Consider the following 15,636-nt stretch of genomic DNA (forward strand, 5'->3'; position numbering starts at 1 on the left):
TTCGTTTAACCTTGTTTTAGGATAGTCATTATTACGGAGCTTCATACCTGTATTTGGTGGAGTAAGTAAAATAACAAAATAATCGCATGTGTTATTTGCAACTAATCCTTCTAAGAAATACTTCTCAAATGAAGGAATTTTTTCTCCGTAAAGAAAAAATATTGTCGAATAATGAAGGATTTTCTTTCTTATGTGACGAATAGTAATGATAGTATGGTGATGACAATGGCAAATCAAATTCCCGAAACAGTAATCGAAGAAATTCGACAAGCTAATGATATTGTGGATGTTATCGGGGACTATGTTCAATTGAAAAAACAAGGTCGAAATTATTTTGGACTTTGCCCATTTCATGGAGAAAAGTCTCCTTCCTTCTCCGTTACACAAGAAAAACAGATATTTCATTGTTTTGGTTGTGGTAAGGGAGGCAATGTTGTAACCTTCCTAATGGAAATGGAAAGTTATTCTTTCTATGAAGCACTACAATTCTTAGCAGATAGGGCTGGCAAGGAATTACCTGACACGGAGATTAAAAAGGAATCCTCCTTATCTCAGGAAAGCCAGAGTGTTCTGTCTGCCTATGAGTGGGTTACAAAGCTTTACCATCACTTATTGCGATATGCGAAAGATGGCAAAGAGGGATACCACTATTTACAAGCTAGAGGGTTAGCTGAAGAGGCAATTGATGCATTTCAGTTAGGTTTTGCACCAAATGCTAAGGATTTTACTGCTGAATTCCTAGAAAAAAAAGGGTTTCATAGGCAAATCCTTGTCAAAGCAGGTTTAGTTTCGCTTCTGAATGATAATAGTGTAAGTGACCGGTTTCGGGGCAGGGTGATCTTTCCCATCCGAAATCATTTAGGGAAAACAGTTGCGTTTGGCGGGCGAGCTCTAGGGGAAGGTCAAGAACCAAAGTACCTAAATAGCCCAGAAAGTGATTTATTCCAAAAAGGTAAGCTACTGTTTAACTTCGATTTAGCTAGGAAGTACATTCGTAAAGAAGGCGAAGCAGTTTTGTTTGAGGGGTATATGGACGTTATATCCGCCTATCAGGCCGATGTCAGAAATGTAGTTGCTACAATGGGAACATCGCTGACGGAATATCAAGCAAAATTGTTAAAACGTTATGTGAACACGGTTATTATTTGCTATGACGGGGATAATGCTGGTGTCGAAGCAACGAGCAAAGCCGCTGATTTGTTGCGCACTGTTGGTTGTGAAGTGAAAATAGCAAGATTAAAGGATGGACTTGATCCAGACAGCTTTATTCAGAAATACGGCAAAGAAGCCTTCCAGAATGAAGTGATAAAAGCAAGTGAGACCTTTATCGCGTTTTATATGCGATTCCACCGGCAAGCGTATAATCTAAACCTTGAAGGTGACCGTATTAAGTATATTGAAAAAATGCTTGAGCAGCTTGCAATGATTGATAGTCCAGTGGAACGGGAATATTACTTAAAAGAGTTAAGTAAGGAATTTGACATATCACTGGATACTTTAGCTGGTGAGTTACAGACATACCAAAGTAGAAACGGCAGAGTGAAGGATAAGAGCGAAAAGAACAGATATACTAATAACGGTACAGCATCTGTTCGAAGCAAAAAATTACTACCTGCTTTTCAAAATGCTGAAAAAAAACTCATTTCATATATGTTACAGGATGCATCCATTGCGGAAAATGTTCGTGAAGAGCTTGGGGCGGCATTTAATGTGGATGAGCACAAAATTATTGCTACCTATTTATATGCTTTTTATGAAGATGGTCATACAGCTGATGTAAGTTTATTCATTGAACGGCTAACTGACCAAAAATTAAAGCAGATGGTGATTGAAATTGCAATGGCCCCTGTTTTTGAAGATATCAGTGATAAAGAGATCAACGATTATATAAGAGTGATTCGTACCCAAGCGAATGATGTGACGGACATTCAATCGTTGAAAAATCAACAAGTAATGGCTGAGAGGCAGAATGATCCATTAAAAGCAGCTCAGATTGCTAAACAAATTATGGAAATACGAAAACAGTTAAAGAATACGAATTAATTTAACGTAGTCTGGAAGGAGGGGGACTCATGGCCGAAAACAAGCCTTCAGAAACCAAAGAAAATAATGAGCCTGAACTAACCATTGAACAAGCAAAAGATCAATTACTTGAGATGGGGAAAAAGCGTGGTGTGCTGGCATATGAGGAAATAGCTGATCGCCTATCCAATTTTGTAATCGAATCTGATCAAATGGATGAATTTTACGAGTACCTTGGAGAACAGGGTGTCGAGATAATTGGCGAATCCGAAGAAGATCCGAACATGCAGCAAATTGCTAAGGAAGAAGAATTTAACCTTAATGATCTGAGTGTCCCGCTAGGAATCAAAATTAATGATCCTGTTCGTATGTACTTAAAGGAAATTGGACGAGTGGATCTATTATCTGCTGCGGAGGAAATTGACCTTGCAACAAGAATTGAAAATGATGAAGACGAAGCAAAGAGACGACTTGCTGAAGCAAACCTTCGCCTAGTTGTAAGTATTGCTAAACGTTATGTTGGACGAGGTATGCTGTTTCTCGATCTAATCCAAGAAGGAAACATGGGTTTGATGAAAGCTGTTGAGAAATTTGATTACCGAAAAGGATTCAAATTTAGTACGTATGCAACCTGGTGGATCCGCCAAGCAATTACGCGTGCAATTGCCGACCAAGCTAGAACAATCCGTATTCCGGTTCATATGGTTGAAACCATTAACAAGCTTATCCGGGTACAACGTCAATTACTACAGGACTTGGGTAGAGAACCTACACCAGAAGAAATTGGTGAAGAAATGGAACTCTCGCCAGACAAAGTTCGTGATATCTTGAAAATTGCTCAAGAGCCCGTATCATTAGAAACACCAATCGGTGAAGAAGATGATTCACATCTTGGCGACTTTATAGAAGATCAGGAAGCTGTGTCACCATCTGATCATGCTGCCTATGAATTATTAAAAGAACAGCTTGAAGACGTACTTGACACACTAACGGATCGTGAAGAGAACGTATTACGTTTACGTTTTGGACTTGACGACGGACGAACTAGAACGCTTGAGGAAGTCGGAAAAGTCTTTGGAGTAACACGTGAGAGAATCCGTCAGATCGAAGCTAAAGCTCTAAGAAAGTTAAGACATCCTAGCCGAAGCAAACGATTAAAGGATTTCCTTGATTAAATAGTGGTACGGTCATTGTACATGCTGCATGTTCAATGACCCCTCCTATTATTACAAGGAAAAACGCTCTTTTAGCATTCTTTTATAGGAGTGTGAGGGATGTCAGAGGATAGAATTGCTACAATTGTGAGAGAGATTAACTACTGGAAAGAACACCACCTGCTTCCTGATATATACTGTGATTTCTTACTTGCATTATATACCAATGGAGAAGGGGTTACAGAGACGGAAAATAACGCTAAAAAACGACATAAAAATAGCTTGCAAATAATTTTAGTGTCTATTTTGTTACCGTTCTCATTCTATGTAATTTATTTTACGCAAGTAGAACTGTTTTTGCAACTTGGTATGCTACTCCTTTTTCTATGCTATAGTGGCTGGACGTATGCCTCTATGAAAAACAGGTATAATGCACTCTATCATGCAGGTTTAATTACAAGCTTATTTCTTATCTTCTTAATAACGTTGACGCTTGGGAAGTTATTTCAATTCCACAATATTTATACTAGTTTGTTTTTTACAGTAAATTTCTGCTCCTGGATCTTAATAGGAAGACGTCAACGACTTAAATATTTAGTTTTTACTGGTATAGTTGCTCTATTATTTACTTGCCTTTACATTATTTTGTGAATTTTAATAGGTAAACTCTTTAAACAATTTGGTTTTTCGAGTAAAATATAAATAGTCTTTTCTAGCTAAATAGAACATGGGGATTACATAAGGAGGAAACGCAATGAGAAGAAACCCAGTTGTCCCATATGCATTAATAGCTCTATTGGGAATACTTGCTGTAATTGTTATATCTGTTATTGGTTTGGACCAACGTGAACAAATTCACCAGGCTGAAGAAGGAGAACAAACCGAAGAAGGCGGTGAGTCTTCTGAGGGAGAGTCTAGTGAAGGGGAAACATCTGACGACCCAGAAGCGATCTTTGAATCTAATTGTTCAAGCTGCCACGGTGCTGACCTATCCGGTGGGGTAGGACCGGATTTAACACAGGTAGGAAGCAAATTGTCAGAAGAAGAAATACATGATGTTATTATTAATGGTCGCGGTTCTATGCCAGCAGGAATGGCAACAGAACAAGAAGCGGAAGTCTTGGCTGCTTGGCTTGCCGAGAAAAAGTAGTTTTAACGATATGAAATCCAGATAGTTAAGCTTTCTGCCAATTACGACAGAAAGCTTTTCTTATTACCTAGAAATTACGATATAATAGAAAGTTGAGATAGTTATGTCATCTAATATTAATTTATCTGAAAGATTAAAGAAAGTATCTTCTCTATTACCAAAAGGAGCGTTTTTTGCAGACATAGGTTCGGACCATGCCTATTTACCGTGCTATGTATGCCTGCAGGATCATTCTTCTCAAGCGATTGCTGGAGAAGTAAATGTAGGTCCCTACGAGAGCGCAGTAAAAACAGTAAAGCAATTTAACATGAATGATCGTATAGATGTACGGTTGGGAAATGGATTGGCAGTACTTGAAAAAGAGGAAGTAGACCAATTAGTTATAGCAGGGATGGGCGGTTCACTTATTCGTAGTATATTGGAAGACGGTAGAGACAAGCTTGGTTCGGTTAAGCAAATTATCGCGCAGCCAAATATAGATGCGAGAAGTGTAAGAAAATGGTTTCTAGACAATGATTACATAATTGAAAATGAAGGTATTCTAGAAGAGAATGGTCATATATACGAGATATTATCCGCCAAACGAGACGATACGTCTTCACCTTACCAAGATGAGCTACTTGAAAGACAACTGCTCTTTGGACCATATTTGATGAAGGACCGGAACGTAGCGTTTTTTAAAAAATGGCGTCACGAGTATGAGAAGCTACAACGCGTTCTTTTGCAAATGGAGGGAGCAAAAGTGAAAGACGAGGTTAAAATAAAACAATTTACTCAAGAGTTAAAATGGATGGAGGAGATAATCAATGACGAAAACAAAGATCACTAATAAAAATGTTTTTGCTGCGATGGAAAGACTTGCTCCAAAATCACTAGCTTACGATTGGGATAATGTCGGTTTGCAAGTTGGCTCTTTTAGTACGCCTGTTAAAAAGATTATGGTAACATTAGATGTATTGGAAGAGGTAGTGGACGAAGCTATTGCAAAAAATGTGAGCTTAATCATTGCTCACCACCCATTGCTGTTTAAACCAGTCAAACAGCTCAATACAGATAAACCACATGGGCGTGTGCTGCACAAGCTATTACAACATAATATAACCGTCTATGCTGCACATACAAACTTGGATATTGCCGAAGGTGGAGTGAATGATGTACTTTGTGAGAAACTAAAAATAAAAAACACAAAGGTTCTTATAAAGGAAAGGACAGAAACACTTTATAAATTAGTAGTTTATGTACCTCAAACACATCAAGAAGAATTACGTGAGGTCTTAGGAAAAGCAGGAGCTGGTCATATCGGTAATTATAGCCACTGTACCTTTCAAACTATGGGGGAAGGGACATTTAAACCATTAAAAGGGACAAACCCTTATATTGGGTCCCAAGATAAAATGGAGTTTGTGCCTGAGGTTAAAATAGAAACCATTGTTCAAGAGAGTCTGCTTAATAAGGTTCTTGCTGCCACAATTGCCACACACCCATACGAAGAGGTGGCTTATGATATCTTCCGATTGGAGAATGAAGGAAAGAAATATGGCCTCGGCAGAGTCGGCACATTGGAAGCGGAACTAAGTCTACAAGAATTTAGTTCACTAGTTAAGAAGCAATTAGACATACCTGGGGTACGTGTTACCGGTGACCTTGACCGTCCGGTAAAAAAAGTTGCTGTTTTAGGCGGAAGTGGAGAAAAATATATACGGGCTGCACGTAACGCTGGAGCGGATACATTTATTACAGGTGACATGACCTTCCACACTGCTCAGGATGCTTGGCAAACAGGTCTTGCTATTATTGACCCGGGTCATTACGCTGAAAAAGTAATGAAAGAAGCTGTTGTTCAATATTTGGAAAATGAATTTAGAGAAAATGGTATTGAGCTATTGGCATCTACTGCCAACACAGATCCTTTCACGTTTATTTAAAATAAAAATATGTATAAAGGAGTTCTATTTGAATGGAACAAAACAACTTTAGCGAATTCTCTTTTCACCCAATCATGCAGAATGTTATAGAGCGATTGGGTTTCAAGGAACCGACAGAAATACAGAAAAAGGCTATACCATCTATTTTAAAAGGGACCAGTGTTATTGGACAGTCACGTACTGGTTCTGGTAAAACCCATGCTTTTCTACTGCCCATGTTTAATCAGATTGACACGAACAAGAAAGAAGTACAATTTGTCATTACTGCCCCCACTAGAGAGTTGGCAACACAGCTTTACGATGAAGTGAAACGTATTATCCATTATGCGGATAGGGAAAAGCAATGGGTTGCGAAATTATTAATTGGCGGAACAGATAAACAGAAAATGGCGGAAAAATTAAAACAGCCACCACATATTATTGTGGGAACGCCTGGTAGAATTCTTGATTTAGTTAAAGATGAAGCAGTATCCATTTATTCTGCAAAATCTTTTGTCGTGGATGAAGCAGATTTAATGTTAGATATGGGCTTTATTACGGATGTCGACCAATTATTGGTTCGGTCAGCAAAAGATATCCAACTTTTAGTATTTTCAGCGACTATTCCCCAGCGCCTACAGCATTTCTTTAGAAAATATTTAGAGAATCCGTTATATATAAAAGTTAAAGACCATTTTTCGCCTGAAACGATGGAGCATCAACTAGTTGCTCTTAAACACCGTGATGAAGCACAACTTCTTTTTGAAATTTCCAAAACAATTCAGCCCTATTTAGCCATTATTTTTACAAATGGAAAAGAAAAAGCGAACCAGTTGGCAGAGTCATTACAACAAAAAGGGTTAAAAGTTGGTCTTATTCATGGTGGGTTAGCACCAAGAGAGCGTAAAAGGGTGCTTAAAGAGATCCAAAATCTTCGCTATCAATACATCGTTGCAACAGATTTAGCATCACGTGGGATTGATATAAAGGGTGTCAGCCATGTGATAAATGCTCAGCTTCCAAAAGAAGAAGATTTTTATATTCATCGAGTTGGACGAACTGCTAGAGCTGGTATGGAAGGCACAGCGATTAGTATTTACCAGGATGATGATATAAAACTAATTCAAAAGCTAGAACAAAAAGGACTTACTTTCACTTATACTGATCTCCGAAAAGGGGAGTGGATGGAAGCAAAACCTTGGAATCAACGTAAACTTCGAACGAATACAACGACTGATGTGGAACAAGAAGCCTGGAAACGTGTTAAAAAGGCTAAAAAAGTAAAGCCAGGGTACAAAAAGAAAATGAAATATCAACAGACCAAGATAAAGAGAGAGATGACACGTAAAAACAAATTTAAAAAATAAAATAACGTGGAGAGGTGCTTAAGTTGTTGAAGATAGGATCACATGTTTCAATGAATGGGAAGAAAATGTTATTAGGATCAAGTGAGCAAGCAGTTTCCTATGGGGAGAACACGTTTATGATATATACAGGAGCCCCACAGAATACAAGAAGAAAGCGCATCGAAGAATTAAATATTTCCGAAGGGCTCGAACATATGAAGCAGCACGGAATACAAGACATTGTAGTACATGCTCCATATATTATAAATATTGGCAACACAACAAAGCCACAAACCTTTGATTTAGGTGTTAACTTTCTGCGTAGCGAAATTGATAGGACTGCAGCACTTGGTGCAAAACAAATTGTATTGCATCCAGGGGCCCATGTAGGTGCGGGGCCTGAACAGGCAATCAAGAAAATAGTCGAAGGTTTAAATGAAGTATTAGAAAAAGAGAAAGATGTACAAATTGCGTTGGAAACGATGGCTGGCAAAGGGTCTGAGATTGGACGCACCTTTGATGAAATCGCCAAAATAATTGATGGTGTCACCCATAATGAAAAGCTCTCTGTATGTATGGACACCTGCCATATCCACGATGCAGGATATGACATTGTTAATGATTTTGATAGTGTATTAAATGAATTTGATAAAATTATCGGAGTCGATCGCATTAAAGTTGTCCATGTAAATGATAGTAAAAACGAAAGAGGGGCACATAAAGACAGGCATGAGAACATCGGCTTTGGCCATATTGGGTTTACGGCTTTACATAAAGTCATACACCATCCGCAATTAGAAGAATTACCAAAGATTTTAGAAACACCTTTTGTTGGCGAAGATAAAAAAGATAAAAAAGCTCCATATAAACATGAGATTGACATGATTAAGTCCGGCAAATTTAATGATAATCTAAAAGAAGAAATAATGGGAAACTAACATGATTGGCAGGAACGCTTAAAGGAGCTTCCTGCCTTTTATTATTCAAATAAATGTTCAAGTCCATAGGAGGTAATAAGCTCTTTAAAAAGCTTGTGTGCCTTTTTGGCTGTGGCAACATCTGTTCTCTTAGCTAATTCTTGCAGCATTGTATTGCGACCTTTCTCCGTAAAGGGGTCTACACTATGTGATTTTAAGTATTGAGCTATAGAATTAGCTTCTTCTTCTGTGATCGTGAAACCATATTGCTTTGCGTATTTAAATAATTCCTGAGGTGAGAGTTGTTTTAATTTAGAAGTTATCATTTGTTTTATAAAAAAAGACATGTTGTTCCTCCTTTTGTTTTTGTTTTACCTCGTAGCTTATGCTCTAATTGCAGAAATCGTTAACAAAAAGTAATGCTCTCCAAAAAATACCATAGGTAATTCAGTTAAATATCCATAGACTAAGACTGCACCTCAAGTAAATAAAGGAGGTTTCCTTTAATATGGATGAGTTCAAATCTTATCAAAATAAGAACCAAGTTGAGCAAGCGCCAAATCATGGTGAAAACCGTAAAAATGAAGATTATGTTGGGGTAGAACCAGATAGCACCAGAGACGAAGAGTACGCTGCTGAATTAACCGCAGATGACTATAATGCCTCTTTAATGGAAGATGCTAATACAACCTCTGAGACGGAATCTGATGTGAATTACACATATGGATGGATTGCAATTGCGCTCTCAGTTATTTCATTTTTTGTATGGCCAGTTATTATGGGGGCTGCGGGTATTATTTTCGGTTTTGTCTCAAGGAGCAAAGGTGCAGACACATTGGGCAATATAGCAATAGCTGCAGGAACTATTTCAATCGCCATTACGTTATTTGTACTGCCATTTATTTAAATAACTGTATGGTAAAAAGGGCTGAGGGTATCAGCCCTTTTTTTCTTGTCATAGAATCTTTGTGGATACACTGTATTAATATGTATATGAGTTTTGTACTCATTCATAAACAGGAAAATAATAGTAACGGTCTACTTGTAAGTTAAATGGATCAGCTTCCGCATTAAGTACTTGAAAATCTTGTACAAAATTATCGACACTTACTTGGGTTAAAGTAGGGTTAATTTTCTCAATTATAGAAAGAACTGTTTCACCTTGCTGTACTTTTAATTGTTTGGCAGTATAATTTGTATTAGTCTCGTTATTTTCAGGAGCCGTAGGTAAACTTCCTTTTGTTAAATCTGTATAGACAGCTGCAATGAGGAATACACATAATAGAAAAAGTGTACATCTTTTTAAAAATGACATACATTTTGCCCCCTTTTTTGAAACTTAACCGCTCTGTCAAACGTACCATTAGATGTAGGGAGGAGGATTTCTCTTGGATATATTAAATCTAGAATGGATTGCACTTGTAATTACTGGTTTTGGTACTTTGTTTCTAATTGGTGAAGTACTGGTTAATATGCGTGGTTTTTTTGCACTATTGGGAATTGGATTTATTACAGTATATTTTGGTGCTTATGTTGAGACAGGTTCTGTTATTCTTATGCTTATTATCTACTTTATAGGATTATTACTTATCATCATTGATGGTAAACTTCTAAACGATGGCACGCTTGCCACCATCGGACTTGCAGCTATGTTAACAGCAGTGGCTTTACCTGCACCTAATTTGACGGCCGGTTTATATGCTGTATTAGGCGTGTTGCTAGGAACTGGAGCATCATTTCTATTTTTAAAAGTATTTAAACGTAGGGATATGTGGAATAAGTTAACATTAAAGGATCAGCTTTCAACGGAAGCGGGCTATAATTCGATAAATGAAACGTATGCCACACTTGTTGATCAGGAGGGTGTAACACTGACTGACTTAAGGCCAGTAGGGACAATTAGGGTTAACAATAAGGACTATAGTGCAGTGTCAAATGGGCAATGGATAACAAAAGGGACTTCAATCCGAGTAGCGATGGTTGATGGAACAAAAATTCTAGTTGAAAAACAATAATGTTACTATTAAAATCTTTTATGGACCATTCGGTTTGTAAAAGATTTTTTATTTGCCTATTGGTTGCATTTTAACAAGAGGAGTAGGGAACTAAATAAAAGGGAAGCGATAAACGGTTTGTAAATTTAATGTTAAATTTGTACGCAAATCCTTTACAAAGTATTTATATTTATTAATAATAGTCTAAGTGTGCGACAAATTTCTACATGAATGAAGGGTGGTAAAAGGGATTGGAATTAGATCTGCAAACACTGTTATTTGAATTTATCGGGGGATTAGGGATCTTTCTTCTTGGTATAAAATACATGGGAGAGGGACTTCAAAAATCGGCAGGAGATCGGTTAAGAAACATTCTTGATAAATTTACAAGCAATCCTTTTATGGGAGTTTTAGCTGGAATTATTGTAACTATCCTGATTCAAAGTAGTTCAGGTACAACCGTTTTGACGGTTGGTCTAGTAAATGCAGGTTTTATGACATTCAGACAAGCAATTGGTGTAATAATGGGTGCGAACATCGGGACAACCGTAACCGCGTTTATTATTGGGATTGACATTGGAGAATATGCACTGCCAATTATTGCGGTGGGCTGTTTCTTACTGTTTTTCTTTAAGAACACACTGGTTAATGCCATTGGACAGACTATATTTGGTTTTGGTGCCTTATTCTTTGGCTTAGAACTAATGAGCAGTGGTATGTCACCATTAAGAGAACTGGAATCCTTTCAGCAGTTGACTTTAAATATGAGTGATAGTCCAATACTAGGAGTGGTGATTGGAACAGTATTTACCCTAATTGTGCAAAGTTCAAGTGCCACTATTGGGATTCTGCAAGGTCTATTTTCAGAAGGTGCAATTGAGCTTAAAGCAGCTATACCTGTTCTTTTTGGGGACAACCTTGGTACAACGATAACCGCAGTTCTTGCGTCTATTGGTGCATCGGTAGCAGCAAAGCGTGCTGCATACACGCACGTTATTTTTAATCTGGTTGGTGCAACTATATTTATTGTTTTTCTCGGAGTATTCACCCAGGTAATTACTTATCTACAAGGACAATTTGACTTGAATGCGGAAATGACAATAGCATTTGCCCATGGTACTTTTAACGTAACAAATACGATTATCCAATTTCCATTTATCGGTGCATTAGCATGGCTTGTAACAAAAATCATTCCTGGAGAGGATACGATAGTTGAATATAAACCAAAGCATTTAGATCCTATTTTTATTCAGCAATCTTCCACCCTGGCATTGGACCAAGCCAAAGCCGAAGTTATTCGGATGGGGGAATATGCATCTCAAGGATTGGAAGAGACAAATCTCTATTTAAACAATCATTCCCAAAAACATTCAGATATGGCTATGCAGGTAGAGGGTGCTCTAAATAATCTCGACCGCAAGATTACCGAGTATTTAGTAAGTATTTCTGCAGGCTCTCTAACAGAGCTAGAGAGTAACAAGCATACTGCACTCATGGACTCTGTACGAGATATTGAACGGATTGGTGACCATTTTGAAAACATTATCGAGCTTATTGACTATAAGATTTCCAATAAAGTAAATCTTACTGATAAAGCGAATGAAGATCTTAACGAAATGTTTGAGCTGACAATTGCTACAGTGAAACAGGCTATTCGTTCTCTTGAAAAAACAGATCGTGAAGAAGCTCTGGCAGTTGTACAAAAAGAAGATGAAATTGATAAGATGGAGCGGAAGTTTAGGAAAAAACATATCATTCGAATGAACGAAGGGTTATGCAGTGGTTCTGCAGGGATCGTTTTCGTAGATATTATCAGCAATCTTGAACGAATAGGTGATCATGCCGTTAATATTGCGGAAGAAGTGTTAGGAGAAGAGTAAGGATGAGAAGAAGGGTCTGTTGAGGCTCTTCTTTTCTATTTTAGATGGCATCATTAATTGTTTAATGTTCAAAATAAAATAAAAATAATTTTATTATTGAAATCAAGTTAAGAAAGTGATATATTATATATTGTCGTTTCCGAGGACAAACTACATAGATTGTAAAAAAGAAAAAAATCTTTTAAAAAAATGATTGACAGTTTTTGTCGAACGTGGTAAATTATATCTTGTCGCCGAAACAATGTGTAACAAAAAAAGACAAGGTGATCGGGTTACAATGTATCCTACCAGTTATTACTAACAAGATAAACATGGCGGTGTAGCTCAGCTGGCGAGAGCGTACGGTTCATACCCGTGAGGTCGGGGGTTCGATCCCCTCCGCCGCCACCAATATCATAATTTTATGGCGGTCGTGGCGAAGTGGTTAACGCACCGGATTGTGGCTCCGGCATTCGTGGGTTCAATCCCCACCGGTCGCCCCATAAATATAAAAGCAAAGGACCCTTAGCTCAGTTGGTTAGAGCTATCGGCTCATAACCGATCGGTCGCAGGTTCGAGTCCTGCAGGGTCCACCATAAAAACTCGGAGGTATACCCAAGTCTGGCTGAAGGGATCGGTCTTGAAAACCGACAGGCGGGTCAAACCGCGCGGGGGTTCGAATCCCTCTACCTCCTCCATACATACTCAAACAAAAAGGAAACAATTTATAGTCAATTCCTTAATGGCTCGGTAGCTCAGTCGGTAGAGCAAGCCGTAACTTCATCGAAAAACTGCTATGTGCAGGCTTGCGAGGAGTGCGACTTCATCGAAATAGCATGCAACACGACGAGCACAGAACTACGAAGCAACGCATCGAAACTTCTTAAACTGAAGGAAACAAAATAATAATATACTATAACAATGGCTCGGTAGCTCAGTCGGTAGAGCAAGGGACTGAAAATCCCTGTGTCGGCGGTTCGATTCCGTCCCGAGCCACCATTTTAAATGATATACAGGCGAAGGCCTGTTTTTTTGTGTTTTCAAAAGTTATCTACATAGAAGCTATGTAAATTTTGAGTAGAACTAGGGGGTTTGTTTTTTGAAGGCTATATTTGATACTCATGCATATTAGTTGCAACTGTATGCGTGCTTTGATACTCTTTCCATAAAGGGTGGATACATTCCTTTTAATAAACATATTTATTAGAGGAGGAACATTAATTATGGCAAAATTTGAATTACCAGAACTACCATACGCATACGACGCGTTAGAACCAACTATCGACAAAGAGACAATGAACATTCACCACACGAAGCATCATAACACTTATGTTACGAAGCTTAACGGAGCATTAGAAGGGCATGCAGATCTTCAAAATAAATCATTAGAAGACCTTTTAAGCAATTTAGATGCTGTACCAGAAAGCGCACGCACTGCCGTTCGCAATAATGGTGGCGGACATGCAAACCATACTTTATTCTGGAACGTATTATCTCCAAATGGTGGCGGCGAGCCATCAGGTGAGCTTGCAGATAAACTAAACAGTAAGTTTGGCAGCTTTGATAAATTCAAGGAAGAATTTGAAAATGCTGCAACAACTCGCTTTGGATCCGGCTGGGCATGGCTAGTTCTTAACAATGGAGAGCTTGAAGTAACAAGCACGCCAAATCAGGATACACCTCTAATGGATGGAAAAACTCCACTATTAGGTCTTGATGTTTGGGAGCATGCTTATTACTTGAAATATCAAAACAAACGCCCTGACTATGTATCTGCATTCTGGAATGTAGTTAACTGGGATCAAGTAAACAAAAACTACAACGAAGCAAAATAAAAATAGTCTTTAATTCAAAGAGCGCAAGGCTTAAAGCCCTGTGCTCTTTTTATATGGATTAGTAAAAAGCATACTGCATATCTCCATTACTTCTGTTCAAACTAAGAAAGGATTCATGAAGGAGTATGATTCATGCGGAAGGCTATACAATTTTACCAAGAGAAATTAGATATAAATAAAGATCTACTTTTTTTGCTTGTTATTGGCGGACTGTATTCTCTGGGAATATTCTTGTCCAATACTTTTGTTAACATATATTTGTGGAAGCAGTCGGGTGATTATATTACGATTGCCATCTACAACCTGGCCATATACCTATTTCAACCCGCTACATTTATTTTAGCGGGGAAATTAGCTAAAAAAGTGGATAGGGTGATCGTCCTCCGGCTTGGAGTAATCTTTCTGTCCATATTTTTTCTAAGTGTTCTTCTTATTGGAGAACAAGCTTCAAAGTACAATTTTTTATTAGGGAGCCTACTAGGGATTGGTTATGGCTTCTATTGGCTTGCTTTTAATGTACTAACTTTTGAAATTACGGAACCTGAAACACGTGACTTTTTTAATGGCTTCCTAGGGGTGCTTCAGTCCTTTGGTGGTATGATTGGCCCGTTGCTGGCCGGGATAATTATTGCTCGTATGGAAGCAAATATTGGGTACACGACCATTTTTACAATTTCCTTTATCCTGTTTATTTTGGCGGTCGCTTGTAGCTTTTTTCTTAATAGGCGAAGAGCTGAAGGAAGCTTTCACTTTAGAAGAATCTTACAGGAGCGTCATCATAATAAGAATTGGCGAAGAATCTTATATGCGCACACTTTTCAGGGACTTCGTGAGGGTATTTTTGCTTTTATTATTTCTATATGGGTTTTCTTGATAACCCAAAGTGAATTTTCACTTGGTATGTTTAACTTAGTCTTATCAGGGCTCTCTTTTGTGTTTTATTTCATCGCAACAAAGTTTATTAAAAATAAACTGCGCAAAAAAGCGATTTTACTTGGTGGACTAATTCTCTTTTTCTCCACCTTTATTATCCTGTTTAATTTAGGTTATGTCCAATTAATCATATATGCTGTTTTCATTGGAATTGCTTACCCGATTATTAATGTCCCATACGTTTCCATGACGTATGATGTGATTGGTAAGGCTTGGAAAGCCAAGGAGATGCGCGTAGAGTACATTGTTGTAAGAGAACTATTCGTGAATTTAGGGAGAGTTGGTTCTATTGTCCTCTTCTTGGGAGCAGTCATGCTGTTCCCAGCAAAGCAAGTGATACCTGTCTTGCTTATAATTCTTGGGAGCGGACACTTGATCATTTACTTTTTTGTTAAGAATATTTACCTCGGAACAAAGCAAAAGAAAGAGGTCTTAATAAAAGATCAAATAACAGATGAAAAAAACCGATAAATTCACTTAGATTATACTATCTGACATGTTATAATAAAAATATATGACTAT

General features: G+C 37.9%; 15 protein-coding genes and 5 tRNA genes. 18 read left to right on the forward strand and 2 right to left on the reverse strand.

Annotation, left to right across the window (positions count from 1 at the left end):
* Positions 1-225 precede the first annotated feature (225 nt).
* The 8 genes from dnaG (at position 226) to BN988_RS01555 (ending at position 8,514) form a co-directional block, all read left to right on the forward strand.
* On the forward strand, positions 226-2,043 hold the full coding sequence (gene dnaG, locus BN988_RS01520; RefSeq protein WP_036576264.1) for a DNA primase: 1,818 nt from the start codon (positions 226-228) through the stop codon (positions 2,041-2,043).
* Between the two features lie 29 nt (positions 2,044-2,072).
* Entirely contained in the window at positions 2,073-3,197 is a 1,125-nt protein-coding gene (rpoD, locus tag BN988_RS01525; protein ID WP_036572549.1) for an RNA polymerase sigma factor RpoD, read from the forward strand.
* 99 nt (positions 3,198-3,296) lie between these two features.
* Positions 3,297-3,827 (forward strand): hypothetical protein, encoded by a 531-nt coding sequence (locus BN988_RS18255; RefSeq protein ID WP_051557609.1) that lies wholly within the window; start codon positions 3,297-3,299, stop codon positions 3,825-3,827.
* Between the two features lie 103 nt (positions 3,828-3,930).
* Entirely contained in the window at positions 3,931-4,326 is a 396-nt protein-coding gene (gene cccA, locus BN988_RS01535) for a cytochrome c550 (RefSeq protein ID WP_036572551.1), read from the forward strand.
* Positions 4,327-4,429: 103 nt separating this feature from the next.
* Positions 4,430-5,155: a tRNA (adenine(22)-N(1))-methyltransferase gene (locus BN988_RS01540; RefSeq protein ID WP_036572553.1), complete on the forward strand. Its 726-nt coding sequence runs from the start codon at positions 4,430-4,432 to the stop codon at positions 5,153-5,155.
* The gene (locus BN988_RS01545; protein WP_036572555.1) at positions 5,133-6,251 is read left to right on the forward strand and encodes a Nif3-like dinuclear metal center hexameric protein; all 1,119 of its coding nucleotides are present in this window, start codon (positions 5,133-5,135) and stop codon (positions 6,249-6,251) included. Before BN988_RS01540 ends, BN988_RS01545 begins: the two co-directional genes overlap by 23 nt.
* Before the next feature lie 32 nt (positions 6,252-6,283).
* Positions 6,284-7,597: a DEAD/DEAH box helicase gene (locus BN988_RS01550; protein WP_036572556.1), complete on the forward strand. Its 1,314-nt coding sequence runs from the start codon at positions 6,284-6,286 to the stop codon at positions 7,595-7,597.
* Between the two features lie 23 nt (positions 7,598-7,620).
* The gene (locus tag BN988_RS01555; RefSeq protein ID WP_036572558.1) at positions 7,621-8,514 is read left to right on the forward strand and encodes a deoxyribonuclease IV; all 894 of its coding nucleotides are present in this window, start codon (positions 7,621-7,623) and stop codon (positions 8,512-8,514) included.
* Positions 8,515-8,555: 41 nt separating this feature from the next.
* Here the strand turns inward: BN988_RS01555 and BN988_RS01560 are convergent, their stop codons facing one another.
* Positions 8,556-8,840 carry a DUF2624 domain-containing protein gene (locus BN988_RS01560; RefSeq protein ID WP_036572561.1) on the reverse strand — a complete coding sequence of 95 codons (285 nt, stop codon included), beginning with the start codon at positions 8,838-8,840 and terminating at the stop codon, positions 8,556-8,558.
* 161 nt (positions 8,841-9,001) lie between these two features.
* Between BN988_RS01560 and BN988_RS01565 the strand changes: the two genes are divergently transcribed.
* Positions 9,002-9,400, forward strand: coding sequence for a hypothetical protein (locus BN988_RS01565; RefSeq protein WP_036572563.1), 399 nt, complete (start codon positions 9,002-9,004; stop codon positions 9,398-9,400).
* A 99-nt stretch (positions 9,401-9,499) separates the two neighbouring features.
* On the opposite strand, the gene BN988_RS18260 is transcribed toward BN988_RS01565, so the two are convergent.
* Entirely contained in the window at positions 9,500-9,808 is a 309-nt protein-coding gene (locus tag BN988_RS18260) for a hypothetical protein (protein WP_051557611.1), read from the reverse strand.
* Positions 9,809-9,881: 73 nt separating this feature from the next.
* Between BN988_RS18260 and BN988_RS01575 the strand changes: the two genes are divergently transcribed.
* From BN988_RS01575 to BN988_RS01615, 9 genes are all read left to right on the forward strand, one after another.
* Entirely contained in the window at positions 9,882-10,508 is a 627-nt protein-coding gene (locus BN988_RS01575) for an NfeD family protein (protein WP_036572564.1), read from the forward strand.
* 230 nt (positions 10,509-10,738) lie between these two features.
* Complete coding sequence (locus BN988_RS01580; RefSeq protein WP_036572567.1) at positions 10,739-12,367, forward strand: Na/Pi cotransporter family protein; 1,629 nt, start codon at positions 10,739-10,741, stop codon at positions 12,365-12,367.
* A 313-nt stretch (positions 12,368-12,680) separates the two neighbouring features.
* A tRNA-Met gene (locus BN988_RS01585) sits at positions 12,681-12,757 on the forward strand.
* A 16-nt stretch (positions 12,758-12,773) separates the two neighbouring features.
* Positions 12,774-12,849 (forward strand) — tRNA-His (locus BN988_RS01590).
* A gap of 16 nt (positions 12,850-12,865) precedes the next feature.
* Positions 12,866-12,942 (forward strand) — tRNA-Ile (locus BN988_RS01595).
* A gap of 9 nt (positions 12,943-12,951) precedes the next feature.
* Positions 12,952-13,044, forward strand: a tRNA-Ser gene (locus BN988_RS01600).
* 225 nt (positions 13,045-13,269) lie between these two features.
* Positions 13,270-13,345, forward strand: a tRNA-Phe gene (locus BN988_RS01605).
* A gap of 224 nt (positions 13,346-13,569) precedes the next feature.
* The gene (locus BN988_RS01610; protein WP_036572569.1) at positions 13,570-14,181 is read left to right on the forward strand and encodes a superoxide dismutase; all 612 of its coding nucleotides are present in this window, start codon (positions 13,570-13,572) and stop codon (positions 14,179-14,181) included.
* A 132-nt stretch (positions 14,182-14,313) separates the two neighbouring features.
* A complete protein-coding gene (locus BN988_RS01615; RefSeq protein WP_036572571.1) occupies positions 14,314-15,585 on the forward strand; it encodes an MFS transporter in 1,272 nt (423 codons plus the stop codon).
* The last annotated feature ends 51 nt before the right edge of the window (positions 15,586-15,636 follow it).

The sequence above is a fragment of the Oceanobacillus picturae genome, from assembly GCF_000612865.1.
Classification (GTDB): domain Bacteria; phylum Bacillota; class Bacilli; order Bacillales; family Amphibacillaceae; genus Oceanobacillus_B; species Oceanobacillus_B jordanicus.

Bases quoted from the DNA above. Each gene is read 5' to 3' on its own strand.
- dnaG (WP_036576264.1), top strand. From the start codon at position 226: ATGGCAAATCAAATTCCCGAAACAGTAATCGAAGAAATTCGACAAGCT.
- rpoD (WP_036572549.1), top strand. From the start codon at position 2,073: ATGGCCGAAAACAAGCCTTCAGAAACCAAAGAAAATAATGAGCCTGAA.
- BN988_RS18255 (WP_051557609.1), top strand. From the start codon at position 3,297: ATGTCAGAGGATAGAATTGCTACAATTGTGAGAGAGATTAACTACTGG.
- cccA (WP_036572551.1), top strand. From the start codon at position 3,931: ATGAGAAGAAACCCAGTTGTCCCATATGCATTAATAGCTCTATTGGGA.
- BN988_RS01540 (WP_036572553.1), top strand. From the start codon at position 4,430: ATGTCATCTAATATTAATTTATCTGAAAGATTAAAGAAAGTATCTTCT.
- BN988_RS01545 (WP_036572555.1), top strand. From the start codon at position 5,133: ATGACGAAAACAAAGATCACTAATAAAAATGTTTTTGCTGCGATGGAA.
- BN988_RS01550 (WP_036572556.1), top strand. From the start codon at position 6,284: ATGGAACAAAACAACTTTAGCGAATTCTCTTTTCACCCAATCATGCAG.
- BN988_RS01560 (WP_036572561.1), bottom strand. From the start codon at position 8,840: ATGTCTTTTTTTATAAAACAAATGATAACTTCTAAATTAAAACAACTC.
- BN988_RS01565 (WP_036572563.1), top strand. From the start codon at position 9,002: ATGGATGAGTTCAAATCTTATCAAAATAAGAACCAAGTTGAGCAAGCG.
- BN988_RS18260 (WP_051557611.1), bottom strand. From the start codon at position 9,808: ATGTCATTTTTAAAAAGATGTACACTTTTTCTATTATGTGTATTCCTC.
- BN988_RS01610 (WP_036572569.1), top strand. From the start codon at position 13,570: ATGGCAAAATTTGAATTACCAGAACTACCATACGCATACGACGCGTTA.
- BN988_RS01615 (WP_036572571.1), top strand. From the start codon at position 14,314: ATGCGGAAGGCTATACAATTTTACCAAGAGAAATTAGATATAAATAAA.